General features: G+C 67.3%; 7 protein-coding genes. 1 reads left to right on the top strand and 6 read right to left on the bottom strand.

What is annotated here, in order from left to right; translation table 11 throughout:
- Nucleotides 1-292: 292 nt before the first annotated feature.
- From ACXJKH_RS13945 to ACXJKH_RS13970, 6 genes are read right to left on the bottom strand one after another with little or no spacing between them, the layout of a single operon-like run.
- Nucleotides 293-745, bottom strand: coding sequence for a hypothetical protein (locus tag ACXJKH_RS13945; protein ID WP_256777220.1), 453 nt, complete (start codon nucleotides 743-745; stop codon nucleotides 293-295).
- Nucleotides 742-945, bottom strand: coding sequence for a PspC domain-containing protein (locus tag ACXJKH_RS13950; protein ID WP_256777221.1), 204 nt, complete (start codon nucleotides 943-945; stop codon nucleotides 742-744). The genes ACXJKH_RS13945 and ACXJKH_RS13950 overlap by 4 nt, the downstream gene beginning before the upstream one ends.
- 47 nt (nucleotides 946-992) lie before the next feature.
- Nucleotides 993-1,364 (bottom strand): YfeK family protein, encoded by a 372-nt coding sequence (locus tag ACXJKH_RS13955; RefSeq protein WP_256777222.1) that lies wholly within the window; start codon nucleotides 1,362-1,364, stop codon nucleotides 993-995.
- The gene (gene phaC, locus ACXJKH_RS13960; RefSeq protein ID WP_457320113.1) at nucleotides 1,361-2,428 is read right to left on the bottom strand and encodes a class III poly(R)-hydroxyalkanoic acid synthase subunit PhaC; all 1,068 of its coding nucleotides are present in this window, start codon (nucleotides 2,426-2,428) and stop codon (nucleotides 1,361-1,363) included. The genes ACXJKH_RS13955 and phaC overlap by 4 nt, the downstream gene beginning before the upstream one ends.
- Nucleotides 2,425-3,564, bottom strand: coding sequence for a class III poly(R)-hydroxyalkanoic acid synthase subunit PhaE (gene phaE / locus ACXJKH_RS13965; protein ID WP_457320115.1), 1,140 nt, complete (start codon nucleotides 3,562-3,564; stop codon nucleotides 2,425-2,427). Before phaE ends, phaC begins: the two co-directional genes overlap by 4 nt.
- A 49-nt stretch (nucleotides 3,565-3,613) precedes the next feature.
- The gene (locus tag ACXJKH_RS13970; RefSeq protein WP_457320117.1) at nucleotides 3,614-4,228 is read right to left on the bottom strand and encodes a CDP-alcohol phosphatidyltransferase family protein; all 615 of its coding nucleotides are present in this window, start codon (nucleotides 4,226-4,228) and stop codon (nucleotides 3,614-3,616) included.
- 392 nt (nucleotides 4,229-4,620) lie between these two features.
- Between ACXJKH_RS13970 and ACXJKH_RS13975 the strand changes: the two genes are divergently transcribed.
- A complete protein-coding gene (locus ACXJKH_RS13975; protein WP_457320119.1) occupies nucleotides 4,621-5,271 on the top strand; it encodes a class I SAM-dependent methyltransferase in 651 nt (216 codons plus the stop codon).
- The last annotated feature ends 17 nt before the right edge of the window (nucleotides 5,272-5,288 follow it).

Genomic DNA, 5,288 nt, shown 5'->3' on the forward strand with positions numbered 1-5,288 from the left:
GTATAGATCTCCGGGCCCTGGTCGGTCTCGGCCCGCGGTATAGATCTCCGGGCCCTGGTCGGTCTCGGCCCGCGACTTGCTGAAACCGTGCGGTACCAAACCTTTGTCGCCATCCTTGCTACCACCGACATAAAGAACGATTGCCATGTGATGTGTTCCTCCAATAGAGCATCGTGCAGATACAACAACCATCAGCTTACCGCGCCGAACCTGACTGATTCGTCATTTAGCCTAATAACCATTGTTTGCATGCAGATGACGTCGCATTGCACGACGTTTTATTTACGCCGATTTAACGCGTGGATAACGGCCACCAGCCGCGTCCAGTGAGCGCATATACATCGGCCGCGCGTTCGAACGGATTGCGCGCGCTCACCCCGCCGCAGAGCAGGTACACCGGCAGATACAACGGGCCCAGCACCAGGTATTGGTAAACGTGGGCACGCTCATGGTCGTGCAGGCCGATCACCGGTTCGCTGCAGTGGCCGGCCTGGTGGGCGTAGGTGCGACAGGGCACGTCCAGCACCGGGCCGGTGTGCAGGATCACGTTGCCCAGGGTGATCGCCCCGCCCGGCCCCCACGGCCAGTCACGGAACACAACGGCAAGGTCCCTGCCGTTCCACGACGGGCGCGCGCCGGCCACCATCCCGGCCAGGCCGCCGATCAGTCCGATCAGGGTATTGGGCGCGGTCCACAGYGCGCCCAGCCCCTGCAGGACGCGCAGCGCCACTGGCGGCAGGCTCAATCGGCCTCGTTGGGAATCAACAGCCACAGGATCAGGTAGACCAGGATGCCGGGGAAGGCCGCCGACAGCACCGAGACCAGCACGAACAGCACCCGCACCAGGGTGGAGCTCCACCCGAAACGGTGTGCGATGCCGCCCATCACCCCGGCGATCATGCGGTCGTTGAGCGAGCGCGACAGCGGGCGTGGGGTGGCATTCATGGCAGCGGTCTCCGGCAGGCGATGGCGGACTGTAGCGCGGACGATGTCTACGGGGTGCGTTGACGCAGGGCCTTCAATTTTGCCCCGAACCACACCGCCGCGGTCTGCTCGGGCTGGCCCGGGCAGGCGATGCGGTAGGGGGTGCCACTCATGCTGCTCTGGCTGGCGGCCCGTTCGATGAACTGCTCGGCGGTGTCCACCTTGTCCTTCTTCAACAGGTAGTCGTACTTGCGCTGCAGGTGCGCGCGCGCCTCGGCGGCGTCGTGCCAGCTGCCGTTGCGCTGGAAGCGGCAACTGGAGCCATCCAGTGCGCCGATCAGCCCGGCGATCTCGCGGCGGGCGCTGTCACTGGGGGCGGCCTGGGCGATGCCCGGCGCGAGCAGCGCCAGTGCCAGCCACGGCAGGGAAGTCAACTTCATCGGGAACGTTCCTTCAACCAATCGGTGATGGTACCGGGCACTTCGCGCTGGGCGCGCCCGGACACATAAATGCCGATGTGGCCGCCCCGGAAACTGCTTTCGGTGTAGTCCGCACTGCCGATCCGCCCGCGCATCGCACGTGACGCATCCGGCGGCACCAGGTGGTCCTGTTCGGCGTAGATGTTCAGCACCGGCAGGGTCACCTGGGACAACTGGACGGTTTCCTCGCCGATGCGCACACCCTCGTGCATCAGCCCGTTGCCTTGGTAGAACTGCTTGATGAAGTCGCGGAAGGTCTCCCCGGCCAGRTCGGGCGAATCGAAGATCCACTTTTCCATGCGCAGGAAATCTTCCAGCGCAGCCTTGTCATCGAGGATGTCGAGCAGGCCCACGTACTTCTGCACGTTCAGCCGGAACGGCTTGAGCATCAGGTAACTGGCGTTCATCAGGTCGGCCGGGATGTTGCCCAGCGTGTCCACCAGCAGGTCCACATCCACCTGCCGGGCCCAGTGCGACAGCATGTTGTCCGGGGTCTGGAAATCGACCGGGGTGACCATGGTGATCAGGTTGGCCAGCTTGTGCTGGCGCAGCGCGGCATAGCACAGCGCAAATACCCCGCCCTGGCAGATGCCGAGCATGTTGATTGGCGCACCCGACTGCGCCTGCAGGTGATCCACCGCGCCATCGAGAAAGCGCAGCAGGTAGTCCTCCAGGGTCTGGTAGCGCTCGGAGCGGTCCGGGTAGCCCCAGTCCAGCACATACACGTCGTGGCCCAGCGCCAGCAGGCGCTGCACCAGCGAGCGGTCGGCCTGCAGGTCAACCATGTACGGGCGGTTGACCAGCGCGTAGACGATCAGCAACGGGGTGGCGTGCACCGGCGTGTCGGTGCCGACGAAGCGGTACAGCGCCACCTTGCCGTCGCGCCAGATTTCCTCGCGCGCGGTGGCCCCATAGTCCACGTCATCCACCGACGGCAGCAGGGTGAGCCCGTCCAGCAGCTTGCGCTGCATGGCCAGGGTCTCCTGCAGCAGGTCTTCGGCGTTGAATCCCAGCGGCCCTTTCATGGCGCGCGCGTCCTCTTCGACCTGGACGACGCGGATGTTGCGGCTGCGGGCTTGGCTGCGGGCTTGGTCGCGGACTTGCGGACAGCTTTCTTCGCAGGAGCCTTCGGCGCCTTGGCCGACGCTGCAGGTGCAGCCGCCGGCGAGGCGGCGGAAGCGGCGCGCCTGCGACCCGGTGGCGGCGTTGTCGGCGCGGGTGTTTTCGGGACTGGCGGGTCGCTGCGATGCGCGGATGACGCCTTCGGCGCACCACCTGCCGCCATGCGCCGGACCAGCCGCTCCAGCTCGGTGATGCGGCGATGCGCGGCGTCCATCTCGGTGCGGGTCGGCATGCCGATCGCCTCGCAGACCCGCTCGATCTCCTKCTGGGTGGCCGCGCGCAGACGCATCTGCGCATTGCCGAGCGAGGCGTAGACCTTCTGGAACGGTTCGGACAAAGCGACCTTGGCATAGGCCTCTTCAGCCGCCTCGATCCACAGGTCGAACATTGCCCGTGCGCTGGTCAGCTGGTTGCCCGGCTGCTCGTGTTCGGCCAGGCGCTGCTCGAACAGCTTGAACGCCTCATCGAGCGCCTGCTTGATCTGATCGACGTAGTCGCTGGAGTGCGCCTGGTACTCCTGCTGGGCGCGCAACAAGGCCTGCCAGCGCGCCTGATGCTCTCGGCCGGGGCCGAATGCCGGGCTCTGCAGCCACGGGCCCAGGTCGCGCTGCAGCGCTTCCAGCAGCTTCAGCAGATCCGGGCCACCGGCCTGCGTCTGCCCGCGCGCGCCCTGCAGCATCCACTGCAGCAGCCCGTCGCCCTGGCCTTCCACCGCCTGCTTCCAGGCCTGGGCTACATCAGCGCTGCTGGCATCGCGGCCGGCGAACTGCGCGGCCACCTGCTGCATCGTGCCGTACCAGCCGCCGGCCTGCTCGCGGAAGCGGTGCACCGCCGCATCGGCCGGGCTGCTGGTGGCAGTGGGCATCATCTGCGCCCACCAGTCGATTGCCTGCTGCCAGCTGCCCTGCCCCGACGCGCCGGGACCGGCTTGGCCAGGGGGCACCGCGGCATGTCGCAGAGCGTCACCCCAGGCGCTGAAGTACTGCCGCGCCAGGGCTTCGACGTCGCCCGCGTTGCTGCCGCTGCCGGCGGTGCTCATGACACGGTTCCCCGCAGGATCGAATCGAACGACATGGGCGTGTTCGGGCTCACGGCTTGGGGATGCGCAGGGTCTTGCTGATCATCAGCGACCCGGACAGTGCGAACAACAGCACCATCGGGTGCAGCTGCCACGGGCCCAGCTGCCAGCGGCCCAGCCACAGGTCATGCCCGATCGCGCCCATGCTGGCGGCCACCGCCAGCACCACCACCAGCGCCAGGCTGGTCGGRATCGGCGTGCCCTCGAAATACGSSACCTTGTCACCCTCCCCGGCCAGGGCCTCGGCGGTCACGTTGTAACGCGCCAGCCGGCTGACCCCGCAGCACACGAAATAGCTCAGCACCAGCCAGTCCCAGCCCCCCTGCATACCGCAGGCATAGGCCAGCGCGGCCGGGGCCACGCCGAAGGAAATCACGTCCGACAGCGAATCCAGCTCGCGGCCCAGGGTGGAACTGGACTTGCGCCAGCGCGCGATGCGCCCGTCCAGCGCATCGAAGATGAAGGCCAGCGGGATCAGCGCCATGCCGAACAGCAGGTAGCCACGCTGCCCGTCCTGCAGGAAGCGCATCGCGGCGAACACCGCGCCGGTGCCGCAAAAGGCGTTGGCCAGGGTGAACCAGTCGGCCAGGTGGAACTCGCGCAGCATCGAGAAGTGACGTTTCATGGAAGATCTGTAGACGGCAGTGGCAAGAGAGTACCGCGAGCGGCCCGAACCGTGACAGAGCGGCGCCCCGTTCGCGGGGTGCGGATCGGACTGATCGCGTTACCTCGGCCTTCACGTGGCCACGACCGGCGGTGAATTTTTGGCCACCCATCTTGACAGCGAGAACCGGCGGGGGCTGCCGGGGCTTATCCACAAAGTTGCGCACCAGTCATCCACACCCCCTGTGGACAACTCAATCTCAATAGACGCGACGGTGGTGATTTTTTGATCACCGCTGTCATCGCCACGCGGGTCCGGTGGCGAAAAAGACCGCCCCGGATCGCCACCGCTCGGCTAAGCTGGTCAGTGGACCCGCCGCCGCCACGTCCTGCCCGCCCACCGCGACAGGAGCCTTGTGCGTGCTTTCCGATKAATCCCTGGCGGCCCAGCTGCGCCGCCCACATGGCGACCACGCCCTGCCCGTGGCCGAATCGATGAACCGCAGCAACGGCGCCCTCAACCACGCGGCGATCGCCCTGCTGGCGGTGGCCGCCAATGAACAGGTGCTGGAAATCGGCCCGGGCAACGCCGCCTTCGCCGGTGAACTGCTGCGCGCGCCCGGCAGCCGCTATCTGGGCGTCGAGGTGTCGGCGGAGATGGTCATTGCGGCCCGCGACCGGCTTGGCGCGGCGGGCCTGGAAGGGCGCGCCAGCGTCGCCTTCGGCGATGTGCATGCACTGGAACTCGACGATGCCTGCATCGATGCCGCGCTCGCGGTGAACACGCTCTACTTCTGGGAGGATCCGGCCGTGCCGCTGGCCGAACTGGCGCGGGTGCTGCGCCCCGGCGGCCGGCTGTGCGTCGCCTTCGGCGATGCGGCCTTCATGCGCACCCTGCCCTTCACCGCCTACGGATTCCACCTGCATGCCCTGGCCGAGGTGGAACGTGCGCTGCGCAGCAGCGGGTTGCGCGTGTGCGGTTGGCGCAGCCACCGCGAACAGGGCGCCAGCAACGACGGGCGCGTGGTCGACAAGCACTTCCACCTGCTGCTCGCCCGTCGGTAGCGCCGGCCGCTGGCCGG

The organism is Stenotrophomonas sp. P5_B8 (assembly GCF_054049855.1).